The following is a 23,912-nucleotide window of genomic DNA, read 5'->3' as shown; positions in this document are numbered from 1 at the left end:
ATCAAGCCATCAGAATATTCATGACCGCTGTGGCAATTGGTTTGTCGCGGTCGTCCTGCCATGCTTCGACCGAGATGTTGGCGTTGCGCCTGCCGAGCCGCGTGATTTGGCCGATGGCGAAGCTTGGCTGCGATTTCCCCGCCGACAGGTATTGGACGGTGATATTCACCGGTTTCAACTGGGCTTCACGCCCCTCTTCCTTCAGCCGAGCCCGCAGCGCGCCGTAACCTGCGTTTTCGAGCAGGCCTGCAATCGCGCCGCCATGGTAATGCTTGGGGCGTCCCTCGACCGATGATCCGAATTGCACGGTCAAAATCGGCGCGCCGCCTTCGTCGCCGCTGACCTCTATTCCCAAAGCGCGGGCATAGGGAGGCAGTTCGATCTCACTCATCGCCAGTCCCCGCTGCGCTTGCCGATTTGATATTGCCGGGCGCGTCCGCCGGATTGCGGTGCGGCCCGATCGTCATGAAAACGCCTGCGACATGCGCAACCGGATCGTCTGCGTCTCCGTCATGAGCGATGCCTCTGACGAATGACGCGGACTTGGTTGTCTTATAGCACTCGACACGTCCCCAGACAGAGCTGCGCTCGCGCGTAGGGCGCTGGTAGTCCACCCTCAGATCGAGCGTCGCAATCAGCGCCATCTGCTGTTTAACGTGCCAGATCGACATTCCACTCGCCATATCCATCAGACTGATGATCGGCCCTGATGCGAGAACGCCTCGCTCCGGGTCGCCGAGCAGGTCTTCGCGCCAAGGCAGCTCGAGCTCGACCCAATTATCGCCGTGCGCCGAATATTTCATGCCCAGCCAGCCGGTATGGCCGTGGCGAAAGAACAGCTTCGACGCCTCGGCAGGATCGAAGATAGCTGGTGGTTTGGTCATGCGGGCGATCCTTGCGAGGCATCCCAGCGCATTACAATCCTTTAATTTCTCGGGGCCCCTTTCACCCGCCAGATTGCGCATGCGCCATCGGCAACCACGCCGCTGCGCTATCCAAGAAAGGACACATGAATGAACCTTCCCAAGATCGATCTCGCCACCATTCCGGGCCTTGAAACCGCTCAGGGCCTGTATGGATCGGCCACACAGTTCGGCGCGGCATACGAGGACGGCATCGTCGCCATCATGGTTTATGTCTACGACACCGGCGCTCAGGCCATCGTGGCCTGACGGGCAGTCCTTACGATGCAAATGCATTCTGAGATTGCGGCGCTGCGGAGCGATCCCGCCCTGCAGCGCCGCGTTCAGTCGCGGATGAGCCGTGTGGCGAGCGAATGGTCTGCCGACCTCGGTGTCCGGACTGTCGCATCGGAGCTCGCCCGATATGACAGTGGGAGCGAGCTTTCCGAGTGCCCTTCGCTGCAAAGTCTTTTCACGGATCCGAAGGCAGCGGCCAGCTTTACTGCCGAATGGCAACGCCACGTGCTCTGCGCGCTGCGGGACGAGCCGCTGGGAGAGGTTCAGCACCGATATCGATGCGCGGACGGCCTTACGAGCGTACAATTGCTGCAAAGCGGCGAAGCGACGCTCAACCTGGTGGCTTATGAGCGGCGCGAGAGGCCGAATTCCGTTCAAACCCAAACTGCACTCTTCAGCGATCGCGAGAGCATGGAGATCGTCTTGTCAGGTTCTGGCCGGGGTCGCCACTACAGCAGGAACGAAGGTGTGGGTTCCTGCCGTGCGATAACGGCGGACCAGTGCGATTGGCATGTAGGTGACACAATCGCGGTGTCGGGGCCATATCAGGCGCGGCAAGTGGTGGACGTCGACGGATCGATGGTTCTGCTCCAACTTTCGCGCACTCCTCGACAGCCGAAACCCACGCAGGAATTCCGGCTAGTTGACAGCGCGCTGCTGCGTTCGACCAGCGGTGACAAATCGGCGAGCGAACGGCTGATGGCTTTGGCGGTGATAGGTGCGATGGATCATCGCCAAGCCTTGCCGTTGATGGCGGAGCGAGCCCGCGACCTGGATGAAGACCTCGACGTGCGATGGGAGGCGGTCAGACAAACGCTCGGCCTCGATACCGCGCGCGGCCTCGCGCTGCTTGCCAGCCTTCGCGGTTCCTCCCTCGATCCGCTGTCCGGTCCGGCGCGCGATCTGGAGGCCAGATTATTGCGGCGAAGCCCGACCTTCTCATGTTCACAAGAGAGGGAAGTTCCGTGCCGCAACTGATTGAAAACCTGAGCGATGATCCTTGCTCCTTGCCTGAGTGTATCGAGGCGCTCGCAGAGCTGGGTTTCGATCCGAGAGATACCGATTGTACGCACGAGGCCGCCCGGTGGCTCGGGCGATTGACGAACAATCGCGCTTTCCTGGCCGACCGGCTGATCGATCGGCTTGCCGGACGAACCGAAAGCGAGATTGCGAGCGGTTTTGGGCCGCAAGCCATCGTGCTCAGCCCGGTGCGCAGGAACATGTTCCTGCGCGCGAATATCTGGCCTGCCGAAAACGATCTCTGCTTCCGAAACAGCGGAGCCGAAACCTTTGTTTACGGAGTGCCGCATGACCATAACTTCTCGTTCCTGACGAGTGGCTACTTCGGCCCGGGCTATCGCAGCGACTACTTCGAGTATGATTACGAGGCCGTGGTGGGCTATCCGGGTGAGGCTGCTCCATTGCGGTTCATTGAGCGCAGCGCGCTTCATGAAGGCAAGATGCTGCTCTACCGCGCGCACCGCGATGTCCATTCGCAATTGCCTGCCGAAAGCCTCTCAGTCTCCTTAAACGTAATGCATGTCGATCCAGCGCAGTGCTGGCACGACCAGTACGGGTTCGACCTGCAAAGGCGAGAGGTGTCACGCGTGCTCAGCCCCAACGCGACCGAAGCATTTCTGCGGGTGGCCGTCGCCTTCGGGACCGACGAAGCGCTCGAATTCGCCGACTGGGCGGGACGTTCGCATCCCAGCGATCGTCTGCGGCTGGCGAGTTTCGAGGCCAGGGCCGCACGCCTTGGGGCGGGAGAAGAGAGAGATGAACTGTGGCGGTCGGGTGAAGCATCGGGCAGCCGAATGGTAGCAGTAGTCGCGCGGGCACGTCGGGCAGCGCCTGCCGACTAGATCACTCCGCCTGCCAGCCGGTCGATCGCCCCTTGCAGGATGATGGCCGCAGCGTGGCTGTCGATCGCTTTGGCGCGTTTGGCGCGGCTTATGTCCTGACCGATCAGCGCGGCCTCCGCGCTCTGCGTGGACCAGCGTTCATCCCAGAGAAGTACTGGAAGCCCGAATGCTTCGGACAGGTTTCTGGCAAAAGCGCGGCTGGCCTGCACGCGAGGTCCTTCGCTGCCGTCCATATTGCGCGGTAGTCCTAGCACGACGCCTTTGACGTCTCGCGATGTGATCAGTTCGCCAAGGAGCGCCTTGTCGCGCGTCCATTTCCCGCGGCCCAGCGTCTTTCCGTTGGTTGCGAAACGCCAGCCCGCATCGCAGGTCGCCGTGCCGATAGTCTTGGTGCCAAGGTCGAGGCCGAGTAGGACCCCGCCATCGGGGAGCGCTTCAGCGAAATCGGGTGCCGCTTCGGTGATGAGATGGGCGCTGCTCAGTTTGCCGCTTCCATCGCTCGCACACGGCGCGCGACGTCTGCCTGTGTGTTCGCCCAGAAAAGCGGAATGTCGTACACGTGATAATTGTTGCCCGGCAGCACATAGGAACCAAGCTCCGGCGGATCGCCTATCAGCAGCAGGCCGCGTTCATCGCAGCGCGCCGGTACAGCGCCTGGCACTAGCTCTCCGCTCGACATGCTGTCGTCCGGCACCAACGTTCCGAGGTTTGCGCTCTCTGGAGCAGAGCCTCCAAACTTGCCTGTCAGCGGGTTCGTGCAGAGGATCGTGCTATCCCCGCGCATTTTGCCGTCGAAACCCAACGAATTCGAATAGGCTTTCATCACGCTGGAGGGATCGGCAGGTTCGGCGAAGCTGGACCACGAAAGCAGGCAACCGGTCTGAGCAGCGGTTGCGCAGGCTGGCAATCCAACAGCTGGCAAATCGTGATCGACCGAAATCGGCCACCCGATCGCATAGGCGGCGATGAGACGATCCGTTTCGGCTGAGCCTGCAACTTCCTCGCGAAGCAACCGCAAAAGATGAAGCGAACCCTGGCTGTGGCCGGCAAGAACTATCGGCGTATCGTCGTCGATCGAGCTGAGGAAATAGCGATAGGCTTCGAGCACGTCTGCGTAGGCGGCGCCTATCGCCTGCTGTCCTTCGGGAGCGTCCGTCAGGAACGCCCCCATCGTCGCCTGTCGATACCGCGGCGCCCAGATTTCGCTTGCCCCGTTGAACGGGCTCGCCATCCCGCGGATGTAGATGCGGGCGATCCGTTCGGCCTCTTCGTCGGCGTTCTCACCGATTGGCGCGTTCCAGTTGTTCCGGCTGAGGTAGCTGGTCGGGTGGATGAAGAAGACGGCGAAATTCGGAAGCGCTGCGTCGCGGGCGCGATCGACTGGATTCTCACCGCCGCTACTGACATCGGCAGCATAAGCAGGCTGCCAGCGCGCCGGATCATTTACGCCGATGCCGGGCCGCGAATACCACAGCGCAGGATCCTGATAGGCGTTTGCTTCCAGCGGCTCTGTCGGTGTGAATTCGTTCGAAGGAACCAGCGCGAAGGCTGCCAGCTCATCCTTGAACATCTCGTAACCGATCCGGCCGACGAGGAAGAGGACGATGCATATTGCGATGAAATAGAGAAACTTCTTGGCCATGATGTACGTTGAAACGCGCCCGCTATTCTTCGGTTTCATATCCTTCGGCGAGCGGAGGGCGAAGCGTCGTCCACGCTCGATCAGGGCGGAAACTGCCGAACCAGGTGCCAGGATTCCACGTCGTCGATCCGTCGAGCGAGAACGTTATGAACTCCGCGCGGCCGCCGATATTTTCAAGCGGAATGCCCCCGCCGAGCCCGCGCGCTTCGGCGGGTGCGCGGCTGTCGGCGCTTTCGTCACGGTTGTCGCCCATCACGAACACACGGCCCTCCGGAACGGTGTAAGGACCGAAATTGTCGAGCAATTGCTGCCTGTGGTCGATGATGAGGTAGGTCGCGCCATTGGGCAGCGTCTCGCGGTAGGCTTCGACCTCGAAATAATCCTGTCCGTCCGGGCCGGTTTTCTGGTACGGCTCGAAGTTCGTCAAGCAAGGCCTGCCGTCGCACAGCAGGTTCGGTTCGAACGGGATCCGCACGTCCGGGATCTGCTCGCGCCTCACAGGCGTGCCGTTCAGGATGATGCGGCCTTCGCGAACCTCGATCGTATCGCCGGGAAGGGCGACGACGCGCTTGATATAGTCTTCGTCGCGCGTCGGGTGCACCGGGATGACAATGTCTCCATATTCCGGGGTGTCGGGGAAAACTCGCCATTCGCCGCGCGGCAGCAGGTGAAAACTGGCCGAAGCCCACGACCAGCCATAGGGGTACTTGCTGACCACCAGTCGATCGCCGACCCACAGGCTGGGCATCATCGACGTAGAGGGAATGTAAAACGGTTTCGCCACGAGGCTGTGAAACGCAAGCACGGCAATCAGCATGATACCCAGCCCGCGCAGTTCGGCGAACCAGTTGATCTTTTCGTCGCCTGAATTTTCGCTCGCAGCGGGGTTGGTGGTCATCTTGAAAGGTTTCGAATTGCTCGTGTTCACAGGCTTAGCTTTATGATCGCGCTCACTTGGGCGTGGCTTCGATGATAACGAAAGCCTGCGCCCATGGATGATCGTCGGTTAGGGTAAGGTGGATGTGAACCTCATGGCCTGCCGGGACCATTTCTTCAAGCCGCTTTGCAGCTCCGCCGGTCAATGCAAGCGTTGGGGCGCCCGACCGGGCGTTCACCACGCCGATATCCTTCATGAATACGCCGCGCTTGAAACCTGTGCCGACGGCCTTGCTGAACGCTTCTTTCGCCGCAAAGCGTTTCGCGTATGTACCCGCGATGGTGAACGGGCGGCGTCGCGCCTTCGCGCGCTCGATATCGGTGAAAACGCGGTTCTCGAAGCGCTCTCCAAAGCGGTCCAGCGAGTTCTGGATGCGCTCGATGTTGCAAAGGTCGGAGCCCAAGCCGATGATCATGCACCGCTCCTGAGGAAAAGCGCCACCAGCAGCATGAGCACGATAAGATGCAGGAACACCTGCGATTTGAAGAGCGGGTGCGCAAAATCGCCCTTTGCCAGACGCAGCGAGCCGACAAAGCCAAAGACTTGGAGAACAACCCAGCCGGCAGCGAACGGGATCATCGCACTTTCACCCAGCGCATAGCCCAGAAACCCGACCGCTGTCAGGAAGAGTGTCGAACCAAAGAACGCCCAGCGCTTCTGCTCCGACGTGAGATCAGGGGCCTCGCTGGTGTCCATCCTAACGCGCGTCGTCCATCAAATCGCGCATGCGGCGAATTGCACTTTCAAGTCCAACGAACACGGCTTCGCCGACGAGATAGTGGCCGATATTCAGCTCGGCGAGCTGCGGGATGGCGGCGATCGGTTGCACATTGTCGAATGTAAGGCCGTGGCCTGCATGTGGCTCGATCCCGTTTTTCGCCGCGAGCGCGGCCATATCGGTAATGCGCTTCAATTCACGCGCCGTGCGATCGCGGTCTCCATCGAGAATTGCGTGCGCGTATTCGCCGGTATGAAACTCCACGACAGGTGCGCCGAGGCGCAGAGCGGTTTCCAGCTGGCGTTCATCGGCTTCGATGAAAAGCGAGACGCGGATGTCTGCGCTGCGCAATTCATCGACGATAGGGACAAGAGTGTTGTGCAGGCCTGCTGCATCCAGACCGCCTTCGGTGGTGCGTTCTTCGCGCTTCTCCGGCACGATGCAGGCTGCATGCGGTTTGTGCCGCAGCGCGATGTCGAGCATTTCGCGCGTTGCCGCCATTTCGAGGTTCAGCGGCAAGTCCGTCGCATCCTGTATCCGCGCCAGGTCTTCGTCGCGAATGTGACGGCGGTCTTCACGCAGGTGAGCGGTGATACCGTCGCCGCCGACACTCGCGACGATCTCGGCCGCGCGGACCGGATCGGGATGATCGCCGCCGCGCGCATTACGGATGGTCGCAACGTGGTCGATGTTCACGCCGAGCCTTAGCGGATTGGGATGGAGCGATGCGTTCATTGGCAATTACCTCGCGGCCTAATCCTTGCGGCTTCCCGGCTTTGTAATAGGTACGCGGGCAAGCTCCTCGGGGATGCTGCCCGCCGCATATGTGGGAAAATCGAAGGCGGCGAGAGGGTAGAAGGGTACGCCCAGATCGACTGCGCCGACCGATCGATCGATCAGCGCGCATTCTGCGATCACTTCACCGCCCTCGCGAGCGACCGCTGCGATCGCTTCGCGGCTCGAAAGCCCTGTCGTGACGACATCTTCTACCATCAGCACCTTAGCACCCGGATTGATCGCGAAGCCACGGCGCAGATGAAATGCGCCTTCCGGTCGTTCAAGGAAAAGAGCATCTTTTCCAAGTGCGCGAGCCACCTCATGGCCAACAATGATGCCGCCCATCGCAGGCGATACGACCACGTCGACCTGGTCGATGATGTCGGCAGGAATTCCGGCGACGATAGCTTCGGCGAGTCGCGCGGCGCGGGCCGGGTTCATCAGCACCCGCGCACACTGCAGGTAATGGCCACTGTGCTTGCCGGACGACAGTTTGAAATGCCCCTCCAGCAGAGCGCCGGATGCGCGGAATTCGGCGAGCACTTCTTCTTCGGTATGCGGCAGGCTGGCAGTCATGTTCATAAGTTCGAAAGACCAATTTTCCGGGCTAGAAACAGGCAATCTTGCGCATGTGTCATGGCGCATTGCATAATTTTCTCCCTAGAAGCGCTTGAGGCAGTGAGCAAGCGCCGCTAATAGGCACGCAAAGCTGACAGAAGTGTCAGCAATGGCGCTGTCCGCGATCACTCGTACCCGAGGCGATTTCGTTAGGATGGCATGGGATTAAAATCGAAAGCGATCTGGACACCTTTATGATGGGTCATATCCACACCCGTTTGAAATTGGGGCTTATTGCGCTCCTGGCTGCCGCAACGGCAATGATGGCTCCGCAGGCAGCAATTGCGCAGGAAGTCGTTGGGGCGGACGTTCCGGCTAGCGCCGAACCTCAGGAAGTTCCTGCAGGAGAAACCGAAGCGGCTGATGCTTCCAGTGGCTACGTGCCAATGGACCCGGTTGAGGGTAAGGGCATGCCGACCAGCGCCGAAGATGACATCTGGGCCAGCATGACTTTTCAGGATCAGTACACCGCCGACGGCGCATATGCGCTGGGCATGCACGATTACATCCTGCTGCCGGTTATTACCCTGATCAGCCTGTTCGTGCTTGGCCTGCTGCTGTGGGTCATCCTGCGCTACAATCGCAAGGCGAACCCGGTCCCGTCGAAGACTACTCACAACACGCTGATTGAAGTTGTGTGGACGATTGTGCCGGTCATCATCCTCGTGATCATTGCAGTGCCTTCGATCACTTTGCTTGCACGCCAGTATGAAACCCCGCCGGAAGACGCAATCACGATCAAGGCGACCGGTTATCAGTGGTACTGGGGATACACCTATCCCGATCACGGCGAGGTCGAGATCATCTCGAATATGCTTTCCGATGCGGACGCAATCGCCAATGGCGAACCGGCCCAGCTGGCGGTGGATAACCGCATGGTCGTACCCGCCGGTGTGCCGCTGCGGATTCAGACCACTGCGGCTGACGTGATCCACGCTTTTGCCGTCCCGTCGCTCTGGTTCAAGATGGACGCCGTACCAGGCCGTCTGAACGAGAAGATGCTGACGATCGAAGAGCCCGGCCTCTATTATGGCCAATGCTCCGAGCTTTGCGGCGCGCGCCACGCTTACATGCCGATTGCAGTCGAAGCGCTGCCTATGGCTGAGTTCGAGGCGTGGATCCTGGAGCAGGGCGGCTCGCTGCCCGGTGCCGAAGAAACCACGGATGAGGCTCTTCCGTTGGGTCAGGAAACCGGGGTCGAGGTCGACGCCGATTCCGACGCCGCAGATGCCGACATCCCCGCTCCTTGAGCGTGATACGAATTTGAACGACGAATAAGACTGAACCGAGAGACACTGAACGATGGCAACCACCGCAGAAGGTTTTGACGCTCCGACCGCCGGACATGGCGGAGATCACTCGCATGATCACGCGGACCACAAACCGGGCTTTTTCGCCCGCTGGTTCATGTCGACGAACCACAAGGATATCGGCACGCTCTATCTGATCTTTGCGATCATCGCGGGGATCGTGGGCGGTGCCATTTCCGGCATCATGCGCATGGAGCTGGCAGAGCCGGGTATTCAGTACCTGCAGTTCTGGGCTCAGTTCATGGGCGGTACGAGCGACATCAATACCGCTCTGCATATGTGGAACGTCTTCATCACCGCGCATGGTCTGATCATGGTGTTCTTCATGGTCATGCCGGCCATGATCGGTGGCTTCGGCAACTGGTTTGTGCCGCTGATGATCGGCGCGCCTGACATGGCGTTCCCGCGGATGAACAATGTGTCGTTCTGGCTGACTGTTGCCGGTTTCTTCAGCCTGCTGTTCTCGCTGTTCGTACCGGGCGGTACGGGTCCGGGCGCAGGCGTTGGCTGGACGGTCTACGCGCCGCTTTCGACGACCGGTTCGGTCGGTCCCGCGGTCGACTTTGCCATCTTCTCGCTCCACCTTGCGGGCGCAGGCTCGATCTTGGGTGCAACGAACTTCATCACCACCATCTTCAACATGCGTGCGCCGGGCATGACCCTGCACAAGATGCCGCTGTTCGTATGGTCGGTGTTGGTCACGGCATTCCTGCTGCTGCTCGCGCTTCCAGTGCTCGCCGCGGCGATCACCATGCTGCTGACCGACCGTAACTTCGGCACGACCTTCTTCGATCCAGCGGGCGGCGGTGACCCTGTCCTTTACCAGCACCTGTTCTGGTTCTTCGGCCACCCGGAGGTCTACATCATGATCCTGCCGGGCTTCGGAATGATCTCGCAGATCGTGGCAACCTTCAGCCGCAAGCCTGTCTTCGGCTATCTCGGCATGGCCTATGCCATGGTCGCGATCGGCGTCGTCGGCTTCATCGTGTGGGCGCACCACATGTATACCGTGGGCCTCGACGTGAACACGAAGATGTACTTCACCGCGGCGACCATGGTTATCGCGGTGCCAACCGGCGTGAAGATTTTTAGCTGGGTTGCGACGATGTGGGGCGGAAGCCTCGAATTCAAATCGCCGATGGTATGGGCGATGGGCTTCATCTTCCTCTTCACTGTCGGCGGTGTCACCGGCGTCGTGCTTGCCAATGGCGGCATCGACGACAACCTCCACGACACATACTACGTGGTCGCGCACTTCCATTACGTGCTGTCCATGGGCGCTGTGTTCTCGCTCTTCGCCGGGTTCTATTACTGGTTCCCGAAGATGAGCGGGCGGATGCATTCAGAATTGCTGTCGCACCTGCACTTCTGGCTGTTCTTCATCGGCGTGAACGTGATCTTCTTCCCGCAGCACTTCCTGGGCATGAACGGCATGCCGCGGCGCTATCCCGATTATCCTGAAGCGTTCGCCTTCTGGAATGAGATCAGCACATACGGCTATGTCATAATGGCCGGATCGATGCTGATCTTCTTCGCAAACCTTGCCTATGCGTTCACCGCTGGCCGCAAGGCAGGAAACAACCCATGGGGCGAAGGCGCAACGACTCTCGAATGGACCCTGTCGAGCCCGCCGCCGTTCCACCAGTTCGAAACCCTGCCGGTGATCGAGGATCATCACGATTATCACGATCACATGCCGCGCGACGGAAGCCCGGCAACGGCCTGATTGCAAAGGCCGGTGACAGCCGGCTCGCGCATCGACAGAATTAGGGGGAGGGCGCGCTGGCGAAAGCGCGCTCTCCCTTTGACCAGAGACCGATACAGTACGATTTGATGGACACGCTTTTAACCCCGACCGCCAAACCGCAGGCAATGCCGACCGACTGGCGTGATTTTTTCACCCTGACGAAACCGCGCGTGATGACGCTGGTGATCTTCACCGGCATTTGCGGATTGCTGGCTGCTCCGGGAAGCATCCATCCGGTGCTGGGCTTTACTGCGATCCTCGCCATCGCCATGGGTGCCGGCGGTTCGGCCGCGCTCAACCACTGGTGGGAAGTCGACCTCGACAGAGGTATGAAGCGCACCGCCAATCGTCCGCTGCCCAGCGGCCGGATGCGCCGCGAGGATGCCCGCGATTTCGGCATCTTCCTGTCCGTGACGTCGGTCGGTTTGATGGGCGTCGCGATCGGCTGGCTGGCAGCTGCGTCTCTCGCGGTCGCGATCATCTATTACGCCGTGATTTACACGATGTGGCTTAAACCGCGCACGCCGCAGAACATCGTGATCGGCGGCGGATCGGGTGCATTCCCGCCCTTCATCGGCTGGGTTGCGGTAACTGGCGAGATCACTTTGATGCCGGTGCTGCTGTTCGCGATCATCTTCATGTGGACGCCGCCGCATTTCTGGGCGCTCGCGCTCTTTATGAAGTCCGATTACGCCAAGGTCGGAATTCCGATGATGCCGGTCGTCGCAGGCGAGCGTTCGACGCGCCGGCAGATCCTCATTTACACTGTGTTTCTGGCACCAGTGGCCATCGCGCCGTGGGCAATCGGCGCGACCAGCTGGGTCTACGGGTCGGTCGCGGTCGTACTGTCGCTGCTGTTCCTCGCACTCGCCATGCCCGTCGGTACGCGCACGCGCGCCGATGAGGACATGATGAGTGAGGAAAAGACGCTGTTCAAATACAGCATCTACTATCTCTTCATTCTCTTTGGCGCGCTCGTCGCTGATCGTTTGCTCGAAAACAGCGGGCTGATTTCCGCAGGGCCGTTCGGATGACGCCTGAGGACGAAGCCGAAACGAAACGGCGCCAGAAGGCGCGGAATTACGTGGTGGGCGGCACGCTGATCTTCTTCGTCGTGCTGTTTTACCTGATAACTATCGCGAGGCTGGGCAGCCAATGAGCTCGGTCAATCCTTCGATCGATGACAAGAACCTTCGCACGGGCGGCCTGGCGCTCCTCGGCGCGCTTGCCATGCTCGGTCTGGGATACGCCGCGGTTCCGCTTTACGACCTTTTCTGCCGGGTCACCGGATTTGGCGGAACGACGCAGGTCGCGAGCGAAGCCGACGCAAGCCGCGCGGCGCAGGCAGGGATCGATCGCGAGATCTCGATCCGCTTCGATGCTTCGACTGCCCGCGATGTGCCGTGGAGTTTCCGCCCCGCTCAGGCGACCGACACGGTCCGCATCGGCCGACGCGATATTGCCAGCTACATCGCCCGCAATGATGACAGCGTAGCGATCACCGGCACCGCGACCTTCAATGTCGAACCCGCGCAAGCAGGCAAGTATTTCCACAAGATCCAGTGTTTCTGCTTCACCGAGCAAACGCTGCAGCCCGGGCAGGAAGTCAATATGCCCGTGCTGTATTACGTCGATCCGGCCATCCTCGAAGACGAGTTCATGGCCGATGTCGAACAGATTACGCTGAGTTACACTTTCCACCGCGCGAAAGAGGCCGTAAGCACGGGCTCCTGACGCGCAAACCGATTGACCACGTATCCTCTAGGGATGGAACGCAAACAATGGCTGGCAACGTAAACCACGATTATCATATTCTCGAACCGGACATCTGGCCGCTCGTCGGCTCGATCTCGGCGCTGACCTTTACCAGCGGGATGGTCCTCAGCTTCTACCCGGACCTGTTCGGTACGGCGAGTAGCATCGTGATGTGGGCCGGGCTCGCCGGGCTGATCGCAACGTTCTTCATGTGGTTCAAAAACATCGTGGTTGAGGCGCAGCAGGGCGATCACACGCCGGTGGTTCAGCTTCACATGCGCTATGGCATGATCCTGTTCATTGCCTCGGAGGTTATGTTCTTCGTCGGTTGGTTCTGGAGCTTCTTCGACTTCGCTCTTTTCCCCACGCCGCTCGAAGTGATCGGGGCCGGCACTGCCGAGCAGGAAACGATCAACAATTTCGGCGTCGCGGGCGCGCAGGCGAGCCTGGTGCCGGAAGGCATGGAAGTGCTCGACCCGTTCAGCCTTCCGCTGCTGAACACGCTGATCCTGCTGTGCTCGGGCACGACTGTCACTTGGGCGCACCATTCGCTGATCCACGGTGACCGCGAAGGGCTGAAGCAGGGTCTGTGGGCGACCATCGCGCTTGGCGTGCTCTTCTCCGCGATCCAGGCCTACGAATATGCTGTTGCGCCGTTCAACTTCGGCCAGAACACCTACAGCTCGGCATTCTACATGGCGACCGGATTCCACGGCTTCCATGTCATCATCGGCACCATCTTCCTCGCGGTATGTCTGTTCCGCGCATACAAGGGCCACTTCACGCCGCGCCAGCATTTCGGTTTCGAAGCGGCGGCTTGGTACTGGCACTTCGTCGATGTTGTGTGGCTGTTCCTCTTCATCGCCGTCTATATCTGGGGCGGTTGGGGCGCACCGGTCCATTGATCAAGCCGGGCGACAGTCCGACGCACGAGAAAGGGCAGTCGGGATTATTCCAGGCTGCCCTTTCTTGTTTGTGCCCGCGCTGTGCACAACCAACGCTGTTTGAGGCGCCCGCGCGCGTCGCGCTCAAATGCGAGAACTGCCAGTTGGATTTCACCGGCCTTGAGCGCGGAGGGCGTCTCGCGGGTCTGGTAACGGTCTTGATCGCGGCAATCCTGATCGGCCTTGCAACCGCTATTGACGTTGCGATTTCGCCGCCATTCTGGCTTCAAGTTATGTTCTGGGCGCCTGCGACCGTCGCGGCGGTCATTGGCGTGCTGCGCTTCTACAAGACGGCGCTTTTGTATCGCCAGTACGAGGCGCAGACTGGCAAGAGCGCATTCGGCGAATGATTGCGCGCATCCCTCTGATCCCGACAATTATCGTTGCTGCAGCGGCGATTACGATGGTGTGGCTCGGCATTTGGCAGCTGGGTCGCGCCGACGAGAAGGCGGAACTGCTGGCCCGCTACGATGCCGCGATCGCAGCGGGCGACGAAGCGCGCTTTCCCACATGGGGCGATGGCAAGGACGTATGGTTTCGCCGCACTACGATCGATTGCGACGAAGTGCTCGCGATCGAAACTGTCGCCGGGACCGCTTTAAATGGACAAAAAGGCTGGGCGCAGCGCTTCACCTGCGCTGTGGATGGCGGGACGGCCCTCGTCGATCTCGGCTTTTCGCGCGCCATCGAGCCGCCTTCCTGGAACGGAGGCCAGGTCAGCGGCGTGATCGCTCCAGGACCGCGATTGGTCGCCGACCCACCGCAGGCCGGTTTGCGCCCGCTCACGCGTCCCGATCCGAGCGACTTGCCCAATAACCACATGGCCTATGCCGGGCAGTGGTTCCTGTTCGCGTTGACGGCTCTGCTTATTTACGGGTTCGCTTTGCGGTCGCGGCTGCGAAAGAAGGACTAACGGGCGGGCGAGCCGAGCTTGCTTGCCCTTGCCAGCCCGCCCCGCTAACCGCAGCGAACCCATGGAATACATCTCCACCAGAGGAAGCGCTCCGACGCTTGATTTCGAAGGCGTCACCCTGGCCGGTCTCGCCACCGATGGCGGCCTGTATCTTCCCAGCGAGTGGCCGCGCTTCAGCGAAGCGGAAATCCGCGACTTGCGGGGCAAGCCGTACCACGAACTCGCCGCCACAGTGATGCGCCCTTTCGTGAAGGGCAGCCTGACCGATGACGAGCTCGATGCGATGTGTGCGGCGGTATATGGGGATTTCGGGCATGCCGCCGTGACGCCGCTCGTTCAGCTAAACGAACAACACTGGCTGCTCGAACTGTTCCACGGGCCGACCCTTGCCTTCAAGGATGTCGCGCTGCAAATGCTCGGGCATTTGTTCGAAACGTTCCTTGCGCGGCGTGAGCAAAGGATGATGATCGTCGGCGCCACCAGCGGCGACACGGGCTCCGCGGCAATCAATGCGGTGGCGAACCGCGACAATGTCGAAATCGTGATGCTCCACCCGAAAGGCCGCGTCAGCGATGTGCAGCGCCGCCAGATGACGACGGTGCGAGCGGCGAATGTCTACAATCTCGCGATCGATGGCAGCTTCGACGATGCGCAGGCTCATGTGAAATGCATGTTTCGCGATCCGAACGTCACCGGCGCACTGAAACTTGGCGCGGTGAACTCGATCAACTGGGCGCGGCTGATGGCGCAGGTGGTCTATTACTTTTATTCGGCGCTGCAGCTCGGCGCGCCCGAGCGGAAAGTCGCCTACAGCGTACCGACCGGCAATTTCGGGGACGTGTTTGCAGGCTATGTCGCGGCCCGGATGGGTCTGCCGATCGAGCGGCTGATCGTTGCGACGAACGTCAACGACATTCTGTACCGCGCCCTGTCCGATGGCGATTATTCGGCGGGGGGAGTCACGCCGACCATCACTCCGTCGATGGATATTCAGGTCAGCTCCAATTTCGAGCGTCTGCTATTCGATTGCGGCGGGCGCGACGGAGCGGCGCTCGCCGAGCAGATGGGCGCTTTCGAGGCATCGAAGGCGATGCGGCTGACCAACGCTCAGGCCCAGGGCGCATCCGCGCTCTTCACCAGTATCCGTGCCGATCAGGACGAGACGGCGCAGGCGCTTGCATGGGCTTACCGCGAGACGTCGCAGATCATCGATCCCCATACCGGCGTGGGCCTCCACGCGAGCATCGTGGCGGGCGACACCGGATTGATCGCAAAGGACGTGCCGATCATCACGCTGGCCACCGCGCACCCTGCGAAATTCCCCGATGCTGTCGAGCGGGCCGTGGGCGTGCGTCCGGCATTGCCGCAGCGCGTGGGTGACCTGTTCGGCCGCGAAGAACACTTCACCGAAATCTCCGGCGACTATGAGGCCGCCCGCAATTTCGTTCTGCAGAACGCTGCCGACGCCTGATGGCTGAAATCGCTTCGCAGCCTGTGGTAATGGAATGCGCGGGTTGGGACGCGTATCGGCTGCTCGATAGCGGCGCGGGCCGTAAATACGAGGCATTCGGCCCCTACGCTTTTGTCCGTCCCGAACCACAGGCGCTGTGGCAGCCGCGGCTACCCGACTGGCCTGCGGCGGGCGAGTTCATTCCCGGGTCTGACGAGGATGGCGGCGGACGCTGGCATCTCGACCAAGAGCTTCCCGAGCAGGGCTGGGAGCTTGCATGGGACGATGTTCGCTTCACTGCTCAGCCGACACCCTTTCGGCACCTGCAGTTTTTTCCCGACATGGCCCCGGTATGGGACTGGATGCGCGAACAGCTGAGCGGGAGAGACGACGCCGAAGCAATGAACATGTTCGGCTATACAGGGCTGGGGACGTTGGCGTTGAGCCGTCATGGCCGGGTTACCCATGTCGATGCGTCGAAGAAATCGGTCGCACAAGCGCGCGAAAACGCTGTTTTGTCCGGCATGGATGAACGGCCAATCCGCTGGCTTGTCGATGATGCGGCGAAGTTCGCTGCGCGCGAGGTCCGGCGCGATCGGCGCTATGACGGGATCATCCTCGACCCTCCCAAATTCGGGCGCGGACCCAAGAACGAGACTTGGCGGATCGAAGAGGGACTGCCCGGTCTCATCGGCGATTGCGCGCGCCTGCTCGATGAGAAGAGCGCGTTTCTGTTCTTGACCGTCTACGCGGTGCGCATGAGCTCGGTCGCGCTTGCCGGATTGCTCGAAGAAAAACTGCGCCATCTGCCCGGGGTGATTGAACATGGCGACCTCGCCGTGCGAGAGGAGCCGGCGGGGGAGGGCGCTCCACAGCGCCTGATGCCCACAGCTATCTTCGCGCGCTGGGCAAATCCCGGCTAAGGGCATCTGCGGTATGAACGATTCGCTTATTCTCGAAGTCGCCGATCTCGAAGTCGATGTCCTCACCGGCATCTATTCGGAGGAGACCGGTAAACCGCAACCGCTGCGCATTACGGTGCAGGCGCGTTACGATGTCGCCGATCATTACGACGCCGACACGCCGCTCGATGCGAGCAAGAATTATATGGACCTGAAATTCGCCGCTTCGGAAGGTTTGCCGAAAGGGGTGCATTTCAAGCTTATCGAGGCAGTTGCGGATCACATTTGCGAAAGCCTTTTCGTGCAAGACAGGCGCGTGCAGGCGGTGACGGTCAAGATCGTGAAGCTTGCGATTGCCGAGGCGAATGAGAAGATCGGCATCACGCTGCACCGCGAGCGGCCGGCCGACTGATGCAGCAAGTGCTGACGATCGTGGCGCTTCCAAAAAGCGGGATCGAAGCGAACGCCGTTTTCTTCGCAAAGTACTTTGATACCGCTCGCGCGCGGTTGACCGGCGCAGGCGTAACCTCGCTCGTCATCGTGATGCCGCCTGCGGGAAGCGATCACGACGACTGGCGCCGGTCGCTCGCTCGCGATCTTGCACGCGATCACGCCCCGCAGCGGGTTAATATCGTTGGCGGTGCAGGGGATCATATCGAGCCCACGCTCGCATATTTGGGGAATGCGCCGGGCGTGACCGGTCAGTATATTGCCCTCCATGAGTAGTCCGCTGAACACCGGAACGACCGCAAGAGCGGTCCGCAAGCCCGACCTCATATCCGTGGGCGGCGGTGCAGCGCCGCTGGTCGATCAATTCAAGCGACCCATTTCCTACCTCCGCCTGTCGGTGACCGACCGCTGCGACCTGCGCTGCTCGTATTGCATGCCGGAGAAAATGAAGTTTCTCCCGCGCCGCGAAGTGCTGACCCTGGAGGAGCTGTACGAGCTTGCCACCGGCTTCATTGCGCGCGGTGTCACAAAGATCCGGATCACCGGCGGTGAGCCGCTTGTTCGCCGCGACATTGTCGATCTTTTCACGGCGCTCGGGCGAAGGATCGGGCATGGCCTCGAAGAGCTGACGCTTACAACCAACGCCACGCAATTGGCACAGCATGCCGACGCGCTCGCAAAAGCAGGCGTGCGCCGCGTCAACGTATCGCTCGATACGCTCGACCGCGATCGATTCGCTGCGCTGACACGCCGCGACGCTCTCCCGCAGGTTCTCGAAGGTATCGCCGCAGCGAAAGGGGCGGGTCTTAGCGTCAAATTGAATGCCGTCGCGCTCAAGGGTGTCAACGAAGACGAGTTGCCAGATCTGATTGGCTGGGGGCACTCGGAAGGGCACGATGTCACGCTCATCGAGGTCATGCCGCTCGGCGATATAGAGGAGGAGCGCCTCGATCAGTTCCTGTCCCTGGGCGATGTGCGTGCGCGGCTGGAACAGCGCTGGACGCTGGAGGATATCGAGTATTCGACCGGTGGCCCGGCGCGGTATGTCCGAATCGCGGAGACCGGCGGGCGGCTCGGGCTGATCACGCCGCTGACCGGGAATTTCTGCGCAGGCTGCAATCGCCTACGGGTCACGGCGACGGGTCAACTCTACCCCTGCCTGGGCGGTTCGGAGCGGGTCGACCTGCGTGCGGCTCTGCGTTCCGATGAGCCGGAGCGAAAGCTTGCCGAAGCGCTGGCCCAGGCGATGATGATCAAGCCGGAGAAGCATCATTTCCGCATGGATGAGCGCGGAGCCGAGCCTGCGCAACCGCGGCACATGTCGATGACTGGGGGCTAGGGATGGCGGTGACGATCCTGTTTCTCGGGCCGCTGCGCGACAAAGCGGGCGAAGATAGCCGTGCCGTGGCCGCACCGCTCGACTGGACTGGCCTGATCGAGGCAGTGGGATCCGAAATTGCTCGAGAGCTTGCCGACGACCGCGTCAACATTGCGTGCGGTGGAAAGGTGCTTTCCGACAAAACCACTCTCAATGCGCTGGATGGCGATGAAGTCGCGCTGCTTCCGCCCGTCAGCGGCGGTTGATCCGAGGGACAGGTGGCAGAAGCCGTATTCGAAGATATCAGGCTGCTGACGGACCTATTCGATCCGCAAGAGATCATTCGCGCGACGGCGGACCGAACCATGACGAAGGGCGGCGCGGCTAGCTTTACTGGATATGTGAGCTCTAATGACGGTGTAGAAGCGCTTGAGCTGTCACATTACGAACCGCTCACGTTAACCGGGATGAAGAAGCTCGCGATCGCTGCCCGGGAGCGTTTCGATCTCAAGGCAATCACCATCGTGCACCGCGTCGGACGCATGACACCCGGCGATCCTATCGTCTGCGTCGCGGCCGCCTCTCGCCATCGCCGTGATGCGATAAACGCGGTCGATTTCTGCATGGACCATCTGAAAAGCGCGGCGTGGTTCTGGAAGCGCGAGCTCAAGCACGGCGAATGGCACTGGATCGAGCCGCGGCAGGCCGATCACGAGGATCTTGCACGCTGGAATCCGGAATAATTTCGGTGATTTGATCTGGATCAAGGTGAGCGTTGGCCACGCCGCATAATTCTCCTTCCAACGAAGGAGAAGCCCCATGAGTAAGCAAGTTCAAGACCTCATCGCTCGCGGCGAAGCGCGGATCGTGGAAGCGCCGGTTCATCTGCCGAACGGACCGCGTCACCAGGTCGAGCTCGACCGCAACTTTGAACTGCCGACTGCGCTTTATGCAGCGACTGTCGGTTGTTACCTTGCCTTTATCGGCCTCATGTTCGCGGCCTTTAACACTCCCGGCCTCGTCATCCCGATGGCGATCTTTGCGGTGTTCATCGTTGCAGGGTTCGGCGTTCCGGCGATCTGGACCCGGCTTAGGGGCAATCAAACCCGTCCGATGACGAAGGGGAAATTCGATCAGGTCGGCATCATGACCCATACCGGACGGCTGGCACCGCGCGATGCCACAATCCAGGTTCTGATCCTGCCGGTTCTCATTGTGCTTTGGGCCTGCGCTGCAATCACGATCGCCGCTCTGGTGTGATCGAAGGGGCTTGATTGCCCAGACGCTAGATCTGTGCCGGGCCTAGATGGTCTGGCGGCCAGAGAGGGCCTGAAGAAGCGCGGGGTCGACCAGTTCGATCCCGCGTTTTCCTTTGCGCAGAATGGCACCGGATTCTTCGATTTCGCCGAGCTTCCGGCTGACGGTCTCGATCGTCAGGCCCAGCATATTGGCGATCTCTCCGCGCGTAAGCGGCAATTCGAATTCCTCCGCGAGATGACAGGATGACTGGCTGGCAGCGACCGCAAAATCGTGGAGCAACGCGGCAAGCCGGGTTTCGGCGTCAGCCTGTGCGGTGAGTTCAAGCAGACTGCGGGTCGCGAGCAAATCCTCCTGGCTGCGGCGCAGCAGGGCACGTGCAAGGGCCGGATACTCGTCGATCGCCCGCGCGATATCCTTGCGCGCAAAGGTGCAAAGCTTGCTTTCGGTAAGCGCGACAACATCGTGATGCGCAAAGGGCGCAAAGAGCTCCCCAATAAAGCCCGATGGATGGACGAGAGCCAGGATTTGCTCGTTTCCGTCCTGATCGATGGCGGAGACTTTCAGCGCGCCGGAAACAAGGGTGGCGCAAGCCGCATCTTCATCCCCCGCTGCGAAGAGCATCTCGCCGCGTTTGAGAACACGTGTACGGCCCGCCGCGGCGAGCGCGTCGCGCTCCTCTTCCGTGAGGACTGCGCAGGCAGCACTCTCTTTAACCGGGCAGGTTTCGCAAGCGAGGTTCATTACCGGAGCTGTTCCCACAGCGAATCGAGTGTGTCATCCTGTTCCGCGAGCAGGGCGGCAACCTCCTCGCGTGCCGCGTCGATCTCTTCGGTCGGTGCAAAAGTCGTCGCGGCCTCGGCCTTCAGCAGATCGAGGTCACCCACCGCGAGGGTTGTATCGCTGCGCAGGGCCGTGAGATCGGCCAACGCAACCAGAGCGCGCTGGCGAGCGTTGCTCTCGATACCTCGCCCGCGAGCGCTTTCGACGAGCCGCGTCACACCAGTCTGCGCTTCCAGAAAGCGGTCATGCGATTGCTGCGCGCGCGCGGTTAACGCGCCGATATCTGCAGATGATGCTACCGGTCGAATCGGTTCCGGATCTTCAGCCGCAGTTGGCGAAAACTGGCCCATCGCCCGCTCCACATCGCGCACCGCGAGCGAGGGATAGCGGCTCGGATCTCCCGCGCAGCCTGTCACCGCAAAAGCAGCGAGAGCGACAGCGAGGAGGGAGGGGCAGGGCTTTCTCATCTCGGCTCAAGCGAATATCACGATGGAGGGGCTGCGCAAACCCGCGCGCTGGGGGGAAACGGCAAATGTCTCTGTGCGGGCAAATTAGTGGCGCACGAGCGTTGACTTGAAGCGGTGTTTCCCTTAACGGCGACCATCTTTCCGACGCTGCATCCTTTGCAGCGCCGCATTGCCGTTTGATTGGCGCGGACCGTTCGCGCGATATCAGACACGCCAAGAGATTGAGAGTATAAGCCATGTTCGCGATAGTGCGCACGGGCGGCAAGCAGTATCGGGTTGCCGCCGGAGATAAAATTGCCGTTGAAAAACTCGCAGGGGAAGCCGGCGATACGATTACGCTGGGCGACGTCCTGCTGGCAGGTGAAGGCGACAAGGTTGCCGACGCTTCCAAGGTGAGCGTTTCGGCAGAAATCATCGCACAGGCGAAGAGCGAGAAGGTTGTCGTTTTCAAGAAGCGTCGCCGTCACAACTATCGCCGGAAGGCGGGTCATCGTCAGCAGATGACACTGCTGCGCATCACCGATGTAGGCGAAGGCACGAAGAAGGCTCCGGCCAAGAAAGCCGCCGCTCCCAAGACCGAAGCAAAAGCTCCACCGGCGAAGAAGGCACCGGCTAAGAAGCCAGCGGCCAAGGGCGCAGCTGCCGAAGCCAAAGCGACGGCAACCGAAGCGCAGAAGGCAGCTCCTGCAAAGAAGCCAGCCGCGAAGAAAGCACCGGCCAAGAAAGCGCCTGCCAAGAAGGCAGCGCCCAAGGCCGACGAGAGCAAGTAAGGACGTAGAACCATGGCACATAAAAAAGCAGGCGGTTCATCGCGTAACGGTCGCGACTCAGCAGGTCGCCGCCTTGGTGTGAAAAAGTTCGGCAGCGAGAGCGTCGTTGCGGGCAACATTATCGTGCGCCAGCGCGGAACCAAGTTCTATCCGGGCGCGAATGTCGGAATGGGCAAGGACCACACCCTATTTGCGCTCGAGCATGGCGTGGTGCGATTCCACAAAGGCAAGCAAGACCGCAAATACGTGTCGGTCGACGCGATTGCGGAAGCAGCCGAATAACCGGACGGTTCGTTAAAGGGATCGTCCTCCAGGACGGTCCCAGCCGATAGATCGGCACACGAAGAGGGAGATGGGGCTTTCCTGGTAACCAGGGAGCCCGTCTCCCTCTTGTCGTTTCTCCCTCACAATTCGGCGAAATATTTATTTTGCCGCCATGTATTCGTCATCGATTGTCCCTATCTGTTTCGACAGGGGCGGTCTCGACCTTGGTGAGGAGAGAGAGTTCGTGTTCCATCGTAGCGACAGATTGCTGTTAAGACCGATCTGGCCGGAGGACTGGCAGGGCGTCCTCGCCGGCATTTCCGACGAGGGCGTGGTGCGTAATCTCGCCCGCGCTCCTTGGCCTTACGTCGCTGAGGATGCGCGCAAATTCGTTTCCTTACCGATCGATCCGAAATATCCGCGCTTCCTGATAACGCGAGCGCGCGATGCCGAGGTCGTCGGTTGCATCGGCATCGACCCTTTGGAGGACCGCACCGATGCGGTCGAACTGGGATACTGGATCGCGCGGCCGTTTTGGGGACAGGGCTTCGCGACGGAGGCTGGTGCAGCGGTGCTCAATATTGTGCCGACGCTCGGTCACGAAACGGTGGTTGCATCCCACTTTCTCGACAACCCGGCATCCGGTATCGTGTTGCGCAAGCTCGGTTTCGAACCGACGGGCAGAGTGGTTGAACGCCATTCATGCGCGCGCGGGGAAAAGGCGCCGACTGCCGAGTATGAGATATCCTTGACGGAGCGCGATGTGGTGCAGCCGGTAATGGCCGAATGGCGCGCCGCGTAAGATTATTCACTCACTCGCAAAAAAACCCCGGCTACTCGGTTGAGTTGCCGGGGTTTTTTCTTTCAAGATAATCGAACTCATTCAGCTGGCATGACAGCGTCTTTGTACGGGCTTTCCCATTTCTGGATAAGCTCGCGGTCGTCATGCTGCCACGGATGAAAGCTGGGCTTGAGGATGCTCGCCCATTCGAAGAACATGCGGCGCATCATGCCCGGTTTCCACCAGAGAAACGCATAGAGTTTGCGCTTCGCCTGTTTCCGGGTGAACCCATCCTGTTCAAGCAGCCCGATCGCGTCCCTGATCCGGTTGCCGAAATATTTCTTGGTGATGAGGGCGGCGATCATCGCGCGGGTCTTGTACCGCTTCCATGCGCTCCAATCGCGCGTTGCATGCAGCCAGACATCGTAGACCAGCCCCTTGTGCTCGATTTCTTCGGTCGCGTGCCAGCGCCACACTTCGGCGGCCACAGGATCTGCACCTTCGAGATAGTCGGGATACTGTAGCAGATGGCGGCTGATGATCGCAGCAAAGTGTTCAAGCGCGATGGTGATGGCGAGGTTGAATTCCTTCGGCCGCCCTTCGGTCAAAGCGAGCATCGCCTGAATGCCCTGGTCGATGCTTTCGACGTTGTAACCATGGTCGGAAACAAGCCGATTAAAAGCGACATGTTCACGGGTATGATTAATCTCCTGCGTGGTGAACGCCTTCACTTCGCGGGCCAGATTGGCCGGAAGGTCGTCCCTGAAAAGACGCAGAGTGTCGATGAAGAACGCCTCGCCGCGCGGCAGGCTGGCGGAGACCGAATTGTACCAAGCGGTCGCGACAGGATCGCCCGAGTGCCAGTGGCGCGGAACCATCGCTTCCCTCGGGAAACGTTCGTTTCGCACGATCAGCTCATGCTCCGCAGGCGTCGCGCTGGCGCGCGCCAGGCCGAGCGATTTGTCGCTCTGTGGGGTTTCATCGACGGCCGCGGAGCGGTCGATTTCGAACGAGGTTTGCTTGTTCATGGCTTTACTTTTTATTAGGG

At 60.7% G+C, this 23,912-nt stretch carries 34 protein-coding genes; 22 read left to right on the top strand and 12 right to left on the bottom strand.

The genetic code is table 11. From position 1 onward, the window contains the following. Position 1: 1 nt before the first annotated feature. Together IB285_RS08620 and IB285_RS08615 are read right to left on the bottom strand one after the other, a co-directional pair. Positions 2-391 carry a PaaI family thioesterase gene (locus IB285_RS08620; RefSeq protein ID WP_190787786.1) on the bottom strand — a complete coding sequence of 130 codons (390 nt, stop codon included), beginning with the start codon at positions 389-391 and terminating at the stop codon, positions 2-4. Next, a complete protein-coding gene (locus IB285_RS08615; RefSeq protein WP_190787785.1) occupies positions 384-884 on the bottom strand; it encodes a PaaI family thioesterase in 501 nt (166 codons plus the stop codon). Before IB285_RS08615 ends, IB285_RS08620 begins: the two co-directional genes overlap by 8 nt. A gap of 129 nt (positions 885-1,013) precedes the next feature. Between IB285_RS08615 and IB285_RS08610 the strand changes: the two genes are divergently transcribed. From IB285_RS08610 to IB285_RS08600, 3 genes are read left to right on the top strand one after another with little or no spacing between them, the layout of a single operon-like run. After that, complete coding sequence (locus IB285_RS08610; RefSeq protein WP_190787784.1) at positions 1,014-1,172, top strand: hypothetical protein; 159 nt, start codon at positions 1,014-1,016, stop codon at positions 1,170-1,172. Positions 1,173-1,187: 15 nt separating this feature from the next. Beyond that, positions 1,188-2,177, top strand: a complete 990-nt coding sequence (locus IB285_RS08605; protein ID WP_190787783.1) for a HEAT repeat domain-containing protein — start codon at positions 1,188-1,190, stop codon at positions 2,175-2,177. A 29-nt stretch (positions 2,178-2,206) separates the two neighbouring features. Further along, positions 2,207-3,061, top strand: a complete 855-nt coding sequence (locus IB285_RS08600; RefSeq protein WP_234033098.1) for a transposase — start codon at positions 2,207-2,209, stop codon at positions 3,059-3,061. On the opposite strand, the gene ruvX is transcribed toward IB285_RS08600, so the two are convergent. Genes ruvX through pyrE form a run of 7 tightly spaced genes read right to left on the bottom strand, consistent with a single transcriptional unit; the run spans position 3,058 to position 7,717 of the window. Next, complete coding sequence (ruvX, locus tag IB285_RS08595) at positions 3,058-3,543, bottom strand: Holliday junction resolvase RuvX (RefSeq protein WP_190789048.1); 486 nt, start codon at positions 3,541-3,543, stop codon at positions 3,058-3,060. The two genes, IB285_RS08600 and ruvX, sit on opposite strands and share 4 nt — an antisense overlap. Then, positions 3,540-4,703, bottom strand: coding sequence for a DUF3089 domain-containing protein (locus tag IB285_RS08590; protein WP_190789049.1), 1,164 nt, complete (start codon positions 4,701-4,703; stop codon positions 3,540-3,542). Before IB285_RS08590 ends, ruvX begins: the two co-directional genes overlap by 4 nt. Positions 4,704-4,725: 22 nt before the next feature. Then, positions 4,726-5,601: a signal peptidase I gene (gene lepB / locus IB285_RS08585; protein ID WP_190787782.1), complete on the bottom strand. Its 876-nt coding sequence runs from the start codon at positions 5,599-5,601 to the stop codon at positions 4,726-4,728. A 52-nt stretch (positions 5,602-5,653) separates the two neighbouring features. Beyond that, positions 5,654-6,055: a holo-ACP synthase gene (gene acpS / locus IB285_RS08580; RefSeq protein WP_190787781.1), complete on the bottom strand. Its 402-nt coding sequence runs from the start codon at positions 6,053-6,055 to the stop codon at positions 5,654-5,656. After that, positions 6,052-6,336 (bottom strand): pyridoxal phosphate biosynthetic protein, encoded by a 285-nt coding sequence (locus IB285_RS08575; RefSeq protein ID WP_190787780.1) that lies wholly within the window; start codon positions 6,334-6,336, stop codon positions 6,052-6,054. The genes acpS and IB285_RS08575 overlap by 4 nt, the downstream gene beginning before the upstream one ends. 1 nt (position 6,337) lies before the next feature. After that, complete coding sequence (locus IB285_RS08570) at positions 6,338-7,093, bottom strand: pyridoxine 5'-phosphate synthase (protein WP_190787779.1); 756 nt, start codon at positions 7,091-7,093, stop codon at positions 6,338-6,340. A gap of 18 nt (positions 7,094-7,111) precedes the next feature. Continuing rightward, positions 7,112-7,717, bottom strand: a complete 606-nt coding sequence (gene pyrE, locus IB285_RS08565) for an orotate phosphoribosyltransferase (RefSeq protein ID WP_190787778.1) — start codon at positions 7,715-7,717, stop codon at positions 7,112-7,114. 233 nt (positions 7,718-7,950) lie between these two features. On the opposite strand from pyrE, the gene coxB reads away from it, so the two are divergent. The 16 genes from coxB (at position 7,951) to IB285_RS08490 (ending at position 19,802) form a co-directional block, all read left to right on the top strand. After that, positions 7,951-9,003, top strand: a complete 1,053-nt coding sequence (gene coxB, locus IB285_RS08560) for a cytochrome c oxidase subunit II (protein WP_190789047.1) — start codon at positions 7,951-7,953, stop codon at positions 9,001-9,003. A 52-nt stretch (positions 9,004-9,055) separates the two neighbouring features. Next, positions 9,056-10,789 carry a cytochrome c oxidase subunit I gene (gene ctaD / locus IB285_RS08555; RefSeq protein ID WP_190787777.1) on the top strand — a complete coding sequence of 578 codons (1,734 nt, stop codon included), beginning with the start codon at positions 9,056-9,058 and terminating at the stop codon, positions 10,787-10,789. A 107-nt stretch (positions 10,790-10,896) separates the two neighbouring features. Next, the gene (locus tag IB285_RS08550; RefSeq protein ID WP_190787776.1) at positions 10,897-11,844 is read left to right on the top strand and encodes a heme o synthase; all 948 of its coding nucleotides are present in this window, start codon (positions 10,897-10,899) and stop codon (positions 11,842-11,844) included. After that, positions 11,841-11,969, top strand: a complete 129-nt coding sequence (locus IB285_RS15090; RefSeq protein ID WP_268888700.1) for a hypothetical protein — start codon at positions 11,841-11,843, stop codon at positions 11,967-11,969. The genes IB285_RS08550 and IB285_RS15090 overlap by 4 nt, the downstream gene beginning before the upstream one ends. Next, on the top strand, positions 11,966-12,544 hold the full coding sequence (locus tag IB285_RS08545) for a cytochrome c oxidase assembly protein (protein WP_190787775.1): 579 nt from the start codon (positions 11,966-11,968) through the stop codon (positions 12,542-12,544). The genes IB285_RS15090 and IB285_RS08545 overlap by 4 nt, the downstream gene beginning before the upstream one ends. A gap of 47 nt (positions 12,545-12,591) precedes the next feature. Next, a complete protein-coding gene (locus tag IB285_RS08540) occupies positions 12,592-13,470 on the top strand; it encodes a cytochrome c oxidase subunit 3 (RefSeq protein ID WP_190787774.1) in 879 nt (292 codons plus the stop codon). Further along, complete coding sequence (locus IB285_RS08535) at positions 13,467-13,859, top strand: DUF983 domain-containing protein (protein WP_190787773.1); 393 nt, start codon at positions 13,467-13,469, stop codon at positions 13,857-13,859. The genes IB285_RS08540 and IB285_RS08535 overlap by 4 nt, the downstream gene beginning before the upstream one ends. Further along, positions 13,856-14,422 (top strand): SURF1 family cytochrome oxidase biogenesis protein, encoded by a 567-nt coding sequence (locus IB285_RS08530; protein WP_190787772.1) that lies wholly within the window; start codon positions 13,856-13,858, stop codon positions 14,420-14,422. Before IB285_RS08535 ends, IB285_RS08530 begins: the two co-directional genes overlap by 4 nt. Positions 14,423-14,483: 61 nt before the next feature. Further along, entirely contained in the window at positions 14,484-15,893 is a 1,410-nt protein-coding gene (gene thrC, locus IB285_RS08525) for a threonine synthase (RefSeq protein WP_190787771.1), read from the top strand. After that, positions 15,893-16,795 carry a class I SAM-dependent methyltransferase gene (locus IB285_RS08520; protein ID WP_190787770.1) on the top strand — a complete coding sequence of 301 codons (903 nt, stop codon included), beginning with the start codon at positions 15,893-15,895 and terminating at the stop codon, positions 16,793-16,795. The genes thrC and IB285_RS08520 overlap by 1 nt, the downstream gene beginning before the upstream one ends. A 13-nt stretch (positions 16,796-16,808) precedes the next feature. After that, positions 16,809-17,186: a dihydroneopterin aldolase gene (locus IB285_RS08515; RefSeq protein WP_190787769.1), complete on the top strand. Its 378-nt coding sequence runs from the start codon at positions 16,809-16,811 to the stop codon at positions 17,184-17,186. After that, entirely contained in the window at positions 17,186-17,500 is a 315-nt protein-coding gene (locus IB285_RS08510; RefSeq protein ID WP_190787768.1) for a Rossmann fold domain-containing protein, read from the top strand. The genes IB285_RS08515 and IB285_RS08510 overlap by 1 nt, the downstream gene beginning before the upstream one ends. Next, entirely contained in the window at positions 17,493-18,563 is a 1,071-nt protein-coding gene (moaA, locus tag IB285_RS08505; protein ID WP_190787767.1) for a GTP 3',8-cyclase MoaA, read from the top strand. Before IB285_RS08510 ends, moaA begins: the two co-directional genes overlap by 8 nt. 2 nt (positions 18,564-18,565) lie before the next feature. Next, positions 18,566-18,808: a MoaD/ThiS family protein gene (locus IB285_RS08500; RefSeq protein ID WP_190787766.1), complete on the top strand. Its 243-nt coding sequence runs from the start codon at positions 18,566-18,568 to the stop codon at positions 18,806-18,808. Positions 18,809-18,820: 12 nt separating this feature from the next. Further along, positions 18,821-19,285 (top strand): molybdenum cofactor biosynthesis protein MoaE, encoded by a 465-nt coding sequence (locus IB285_RS08495; protein ID WP_328705874.1) that lies wholly within the window; start codon positions 18,821-18,823, stop codon positions 19,283-19,285. 76 nt (positions 19,286-19,361) lie between these two features. Beyond that, positions 19,362-19,802 carry a hypothetical protein gene (locus IB285_RS08490; protein ID WP_190787765.1) on the top strand — a complete coding sequence of 147 codons (441 nt, stop codon included), beginning with the start codon at positions 19,362-19,364 and terminating at the stop codon, positions 19,800-19,802. A gap of 42 nt (positions 19,803-19,844) precedes the next feature. Here IB285_RS08490 and IB285_RS08485 read toward each other — a convergent pair whose 3' ends face one another. Both IB285_RS08485 and IB285_RS08480 read right to left on the bottom strand, forming a co-directional pair. After that, positions 19,845-20,543 carry a Crp/Fnr family transcriptional regulator gene (locus IB285_RS08485; protein WP_190787764.1) on the bottom strand — a complete coding sequence of 233 codons (699 nt, stop codon included), beginning with the start codon at positions 20,541-20,543 and terminating at the stop codon, positions 19,845-19,847. Further along, on the bottom strand, positions 20,543-21,049 hold the full coding sequence (locus IB285_RS08480; RefSeq protein WP_190787763.1) for a hypothetical protein: 507 nt from the start codon (positions 21,047-21,049) through the stop codon (positions 20,543-20,545). Before IB285_RS08480 ends, IB285_RS08485 begins: the two co-directional genes overlap by 1 nt. Positions 21,050-21,285: 236 nt before the next feature. Here IB285_RS08480 and rplU point away from each other — a divergent pair, with 236 nt between their 5' ends. From rplU to IB285_RS08465, 3 genes are all read left to right on the top strand, one after another. Next, positions 21,286-21,819, top strand: a complete 534-nt coding sequence (gene rplU, locus IB285_RS08475) for a 50S ribosomal protein L21 (RefSeq protein ID WP_190787762.1) — start codon at positions 21,286-21,288, stop codon at positions 21,817-21,819. Positions 21,820-21,831: 12 nt separating this feature from the next. Continuing rightward, a complete protein-coding gene (gene rpmA / locus IB285_RS08470; RefSeq protein ID WP_190787761.1) occupies positions 21,832-22,101 on the top strand; it encodes a 50S ribosomal protein L27 in 270 nt (89 codons plus the stop codon). 226 nt (positions 22,102-22,327) lie between these two features. Continuing rightward, positions 22,328-22,885, top strand: a complete 558-nt coding sequence (locus IB285_RS08465; RefSeq protein ID WP_190787760.1) for a GNAT family N-acetyltransferase — start codon at positions 22,328-22,330, stop codon at positions 22,883-22,885. Positions 22,886-22,962: 77 nt separating this feature from the next. On the opposite strand, the gene IB285_RS08460 is transcribed toward IB285_RS08465, so the two are convergent. Further along, positions 22,963-23,892: a metal-dependent hydrolase gene (locus IB285_RS08460; RefSeq protein WP_190787759.1), complete on the bottom strand. Its 930-nt coding sequence runs from the start codon at positions 23,890-23,892 to the stop codon at positions 22,963-22,965. Positions 23,893-23,912: the final 20 nt, after the last annotated feature.

The sequence above is a fragment of the Erythrobacter rubeus genome, assembly GCF_014705715.1.
In the GTDB taxonomy this organism is placed as follows: domain Bacteria; phylum Pseudomonadota; class Alphaproteobacteria; order Sphingomonadales; family Sphingomonadaceae; genus Erythrobacter; species Erythrobacter rubeus.
Note: the sequence above shows the minus strand (reverse complement) of the source record. Positions and strands in the feature narration are given on the sequence as shown.

Excerpts from the sequence above, each read along its gene's own strand:
- IB285_RS08545 (WP_190787775.1), top strand. The coding sequence starts at position 11,966 with ATGAGCTCGGTCAATCCTTCGATCGATGACAAGAACCTTCGCACGGGC.
- thrC (WP_190787771.1), top strand. The coding sequence starts at position 14,484 with ATGGAATACATCTCCACCAGAGGAAGCGCTCCGACGCTTGATTTCGAA.
- IB285_RS08515 (WP_190787769.1), top strand. The coding sequence starts at position 16,809 with ATGAACGATTCGCTTATTCTCGAAGTCGCCGATCTCGAAGTCGATGTC.
- IB285_RS08590 (WP_190789049.1), bottom strand. The coding sequence starts at position 4,703 with ATGGCCAAGAAGTTTCTCTATTTCATCGCAATATGCATCGTCCTCTTC.
- IB285_RS08605 (WP_190787783.1), top strand. The coding sequence starts at position 1,188 with ATGCAAATGCATTCTGAGATTGCGGCGCTGCGGAGCGATCCCGCCCTG.
- moaA (WP_190787767.1), top strand. The coding sequence starts at position 17,493 with ATGAGTAGTCCGCTGAACACCGGAACGACCGCAAGAGCGGTCCGCAAG.
- IB285_RS08575 (WP_190787780.1), bottom strand. The coding sequence starts at position 6,336 with ATGGACACCAGCGAGGCCCCTGATCTCACGTCGGAGCAGAAGCGCTGG.
- IB285_RS08570 (WP_190787779.1), bottom strand. The coding sequence starts at position 7,093 with ATGAACGCATCGCTCCATCCCAATCCGCTAAGGCTCGGCGTGAACATC.
- IB285_RS08520 (WP_190787770.1), top strand. The coding sequence starts at position 15,893 with ATGGCTGAAATCGCTTCGCAGCCTGTGGTAATGGAATGCGCGGGTTGG.
- IB285_RS08510 (WP_190787768.1), top strand. The coding sequence starts at position 17,186 with ATGCAGCAAGTGCTGACGATCGTGGCGCTTCCAAAAAGCGGGATCGAA.
- acpS (WP_190787781.1), bottom strand. The coding sequence starts at position 6,055 with ATGATCATCGGCTTGGGCTCCGACCTTTGCAACATCGAGCGCATCCAG.
- IB285_RS08500 (WP_190787766.1), top strand. The coding sequence starts at position 18,566 with ATGGCGGTGACGATCCTGTTTCTCGGGCCGCTGCGCGACAAAGCGGGC.
- IB285_RS08620 (WP_190787786.1), bottom strand. The coding sequence starts at position 391 with ATGAGTGAGATCGAACTGCCTCCCTATGCCCGCGCTTTGGGAATAGAG.
- pyrE (WP_190787778.1), bottom strand. The coding sequence starts at position 7,717 with ATGAACATGACTGCCAGCCTGCCGCATACCGAAGAAGAAGTGCTCGCC.
- IB285_RS08610 (WP_190787784.1), top strand. The coding sequence starts at position 1,014 with ATGAACCTTCCCAAGATCGATCTCGCCACCATTCCGGGCCTTGAAACC.
- rpmA (WP_190787761.1), top strand. The coding sequence starts at position 21,832 with ATGGCACATAAAAAAGCAGGCGGTTCATCGCGTAACGGTCGCGACTCA.
- IB285_RS08490 (WP_190787765.1), top strand. The coding sequence starts at position 19,362 with ATGAGTAAGCAAGTTCAAGACCTCATCGCTCGCGGCGAAGCGCGGATC.
- lepB (WP_190787782.1), bottom strand. The coding sequence starts at position 5,601 with ATGACCACCAACCCCGCTGCGAGCGAAAATTCAGGCGACGAAAAGATC.
- IB285_RS08480 (WP_190787763.1), bottom strand. The coding sequence starts at position 21,049 with ATGAGAAAGCCCTGCCCCTCCCTCCTCGCTGTCGCTCTCGCTGCTTTT.
- IB285_RS08460 (WP_190787759.1), bottom strand. The coding sequence starts at position 23,892 with ATGAACAAGCAAACCTCGTTCGAAATCGACCGCTCCGCGGCCGTCGAT.
- IB285_RS08615 (WP_190787785.1), bottom strand. The coding sequence starts at position 884 with ATGACCAAACCACCAGCTATCTTCGATCCTGCCGAGGCGTCGAAGCTG.
- IB285_RS08530 (WP_190787772.1), top strand. The coding sequence starts at position 13,856 with ATGATTGCGCGCATCCCTCTGATCCCGACAATTATCGTTGCTGCAGCG.
- rplU (WP_190787762.1), top strand. The coding sequence starts at position 21,286 with ATGTTCGCGATAGTGCGCACGGGCGGCAAGCAGTATCGGGTTGCCGCC.
- IB285_RS08540 (WP_190787774.1), top strand. The coding sequence starts at position 12,592 with ATGGCTGGCAACGTAAACCACGATTATCATATTCTCGAACCGGACATC.
- IB285_RS08485 (WP_190787764.1), bottom strand. The coding sequence starts at position 20,543 with ATGAACCTCGCTTGCGAAACCTGCCCGGTTAAAGAGAGTGCTGCCTGC.
- coxB (WP_190789047.1), top strand. The coding sequence starts at position 7,951 with ATGGGTCATATCCACACCCGTTTGAAATTGGGGCTTATTGCGCTCCTG.
- ctaD (WP_190787777.1), top strand. The coding sequence starts at position 9,056 with ATGGCAACCACCGCAGAAGGTTTTGACGCTCCGACCGCCGGACATGGC.
- IB285_RS08550 (WP_190787776.1), top strand. The coding sequence starts at position 10,897 with ATGGACACGCTTTTAACCCCGACCGCCAAACCGCAGGCAATGCCGACC.
- IB285_RS15090 (WP_268888700.1), top strand. The coding sequence starts at position 11,841 with ATGACGCCTGAGGACGAAGCCGAAACGAAACGGCGCCAGAAGGCGCGG.